Origin of the sequence: Amycolatopsis vastitatis, assembly GCF_002234595.1 — a bacterium.
GTDB lineage: Bacteria > Actinomycetota > Actinomycetes > Mycobacteriales > Pseudonocardiaceae > Amycolatopsis > Amycolatopsis vastitatis.
Window position 1 is genome coordinate 1 of record NZ_NMUL01000113.1, and the last position, 2749, is coordinate 2749.

The 2749-nt window shown below is 65.7% G+C and carries 4 protein-coding genes; 2 read left to right on the forward strand and 2 right to left on the reverse strand.

All coding sequences use genetic code 11. The features are described 5' to 3' along the window. Positions 1 to 370 precede the first annotated feature (370 nt). Positions 371 to 745: a nuclear transport factor 2 family protein gene (locus CF165_RS49635; RefSeq protein WP_158226984.1), complete on the reverse strand. Its 375-nt coding sequence runs from the start codon at positions 743 to 745 to the stop codon at positions 371 to 373. A gap of 242 nt (positions 746 to 987) precedes the next feature. Between CF165_RS49635 and CF165_RS49640 the strand changes: the two genes are divergently transcribed. Both CF165_RS49640 and CF165_RS49645 read left to right on the forward strand, forming a co-directional pair. Next, positions 988 to 1497 carry a pyridoxamine 5'-phosphate oxidase family protein gene (locus CF165_RS49640; RefSeq protein WP_093954554.1) on the forward strand — a complete coding sequence of 170 codons (510 nt, stop codon included), beginning with the start codon at positions 988 to 990 and terminating at the stop codon, positions 1495 to 1497. Positions 1498 to 1681: 184 nt separating this feature from the next. Further along, positions 1682 to 2227: a GNAT family N-acetyltransferase gene (locus tag CF165_RS49645; protein WP_205661254.1), complete on the forward strand. Its 546-nt coding sequence runs from the start codon at positions 1682 to 1684 to the stop codon at positions 2225 to 2227. Positions 2228 to 2345: 118 nt separating this feature from the next. On the opposite strand, the gene CF165_RS49650 is transcribed toward CF165_RS49645, so the two are convergent. Next, complete coding sequence (locus CF165_RS49650; RefSeq protein ID WP_240522220.1) at positions 2346 to 2729, reverse strand: transposase; 384 nt, start codon at positions 2727 to 2729, stop codon at positions 2346 to 2348. Positions 2730 to 2749 lie beyond the last annotated feature (20 nt).

Here is a 2749-nt window from a genome sequence, read left to right on the forward strand (position 1 = left end):
CGACACCGCTCGACGTTGTCTCCGCAGTGAAATGCACAGAATGCACAGGTTGTTGCCTTTCGGGAGTGCCTTGTTGTCGAGGCGCTCCCGGCGACACCTACGTCAATCGCCCGGCCGTGAAGAGAAGGGAGCACCCACTCGATACAGCGTTCATGGGTCTCACCTCCTCGCGCGATGCCACGGCCTCCGAGACGCTACCAACCCGGACGTCGTTCCGCCCAACCCATTTTCCTGCCGACCAAACGTGGCGGGCCACCAACGCACTCATCTGCCGCAGTGTGCGTGTGCCTCGGCGGACGGCCACGACTGCGTTGATGCCGACGTCCTTCGGACCCAGTCGTGCCAGGTCGGCGCCCTGCAGTCGCTCGGTTCAGGCGTTGGATGGGATGCCGATCTCGGCGCGCAGTTCGGGGGCGTCCTCGGCGACGCGCCACCTGGACAGCCTGCCGTTGACCACTTCGGCTACCCAGATGACATCGAGCTTCATCTCCTCCTCGTCGGGCAGCTCAAGGTGCGAGCCTGTCGTTGTGCCGAGCACCGCGACGGTTCCCCTTGACGACACGATGTGGCGAGGGTGGATCACGTAGCTGGGGAACGCAGTGAAGTAGCCATTCCAGGCTTCGAAATTGGCCTTTCGGCCGACGAGCGGTGGTTCCTCCAGGACAATCAGCGCGTCATCGTCCGTCATCAGCGCTGCGAGGCCATCAAGGTCTCCACGGTTGATGCAGTCGAGGAAACTGATCACCGCTGCTATCGGCGGGGCAGGTTGTCGGGGCACGAGCGCCATCCTCTCGGCAGGCTGTGAAGTGCCGGTGACGATTGTCGTGCATCCTCGGCGAGGCGGTGGTACCAGATCCACGGTGGGTTCCTTGACGGCTTCGTGGGCGGTGCCACGTTCGACGAGCACACCGCGTTCGAAGCGGGCGCCGACGCGGACGAGGGCGGGCTGACGGGTGTGTTGGGCAGCGTCGGCGTTTCGCTCTCCGCGTGAATCAGTTCTTCGAGGGTAGGGTGTGCGTCGTGGATGTGGGGTCGTTTACAGAGATCGCTGAGGAGTTCGAAGCCCGGGTGGCACGGATTGCGTGGGCGACGGTTGCGACGGTGGGGTCCGATGGTGCGCCGCGGACGCGGATTCTCCATCCGATCTGGGAGGACAGCACCGGTTGGATCGCGACGACCAGCGACAGCTACAAGATCCGGCAGCTCCGGGAGGAGCCAAGGGTCAGCTTGACCTATTGGGACCCGCAGCAGGACAACGTCCATATCGAGGGCGCGCTGACGGTGGTTGACGATCAACGTGACCGTCAGCGGATTTGGGATCTGTTTGCCAGCACGCCCCCGCCGTTGGGCTATGACCCGATCCTGTTCTGGAAGGGCGGCAAGTCAGATCCGTCCTATGCGCTGCTGCGGCTTGATCCGACTCGAATCGAACTGACCGGGTTGCGGCAGCGCTCGGTCGGCCAGCCAGCACTGATTTGGCGGGCCTCACGCGCGTAGGACGTCAGCGTTCCGCCAGGCGGTCAGCCGCCGGAGCGTGTCTGAACAGCCGAACGCGCCGAGTACCCGCAGCCCGGGCCTCCGGCGAACCAACGCTCCCCGGAACATCCGCTTCTGCCGCATTGAGCGTGTTCCCGCCGACAGCGATCCACGCGAGTCGGGCCGGGCGCGCAAGATGGACGACGTGACGACCACCCTGGCCGTACCGCCGACCGAGTCCGCGGCCGCCTTACGCCTGCGCCCATGGCGGCCGGACGACCTGCCGGCGCTAGTCGCGGCACATCGCGATCCGATGCTGCGACAGCGGCTGACCACCTCCCTGACCGACGAAGCCGAAGCCCGGCAGTGGCTGGCCGCACAGGAAGCCGGCTGGCAGTCCGCAACACGGTTCAGCTTCGCGGTACTGGCCGAGGACGACCAGACACCCCTCGGCCACGTGGGCATGAAAGTGGTGACCGCCGACATGGCCGAAGTCGGCTACTGGACAGCGGCCCACGCCCGGGGGCGAGGCATCGCCACCCGAGCTCTGGAGACCACGTCGCAATGGGCACTGCACACTCAGGACCTCGTCCGATTAACCCGCCTCGACCTGCTGCACGCGGAGAACAACCCGGCCTCCTGCCGGGTCGCGGAGAAGTGCGGCTACGTCCTGCACGACCTGCTCCCGCCCGCACCGCCGGCCTTCCCGACCAGCGGGCACCGGCACGTGCGCACGCCGCTAGGAAACTGACGTATCCCGGCAACGCCTGGGGAACTCCCGATCCCGCTTCCGCAGGCTCCGGGTCGATACATGCTTGCCCTCGCCTGCTGCCTGACCGCGCACGACTCGACGCGCTCATGGCTCCCCTCTATGTCAAGAGGGTGGCTGCGGCAGGGGGTAGGCTTGCTGGTTGCGGTCCGGGAAGTGACTTGTCCGAAGAGTCGATCGTTGGGGTTGGGTCGGCCGCGCTGGATGTCAGAGTCGCCCCCGAGTGTCCTCCCGGGCTCGCCGCCGTAGCGCGTTTGGTGTCGTGGACGAGTTGTTTGTAGACGACATCTGATAAGCGTCTTTTGAGGCAGCGCAGCGCTTCCATCGGCGTCTTTCCGGCGGCTAGTTTGCGCCGGTAGTAGCCACGGCCGGGTGTGTCGTTTCGCAGCTGAACGATGGCCATGATGTGCAGGACCCGATTGATTCTTCGGTTCCCGGCACGGGAGAGCCGATGGCGTTGGTGATCGCCACTGGAAGCGTCAATGGGTGCGGTGCCATTCCGGG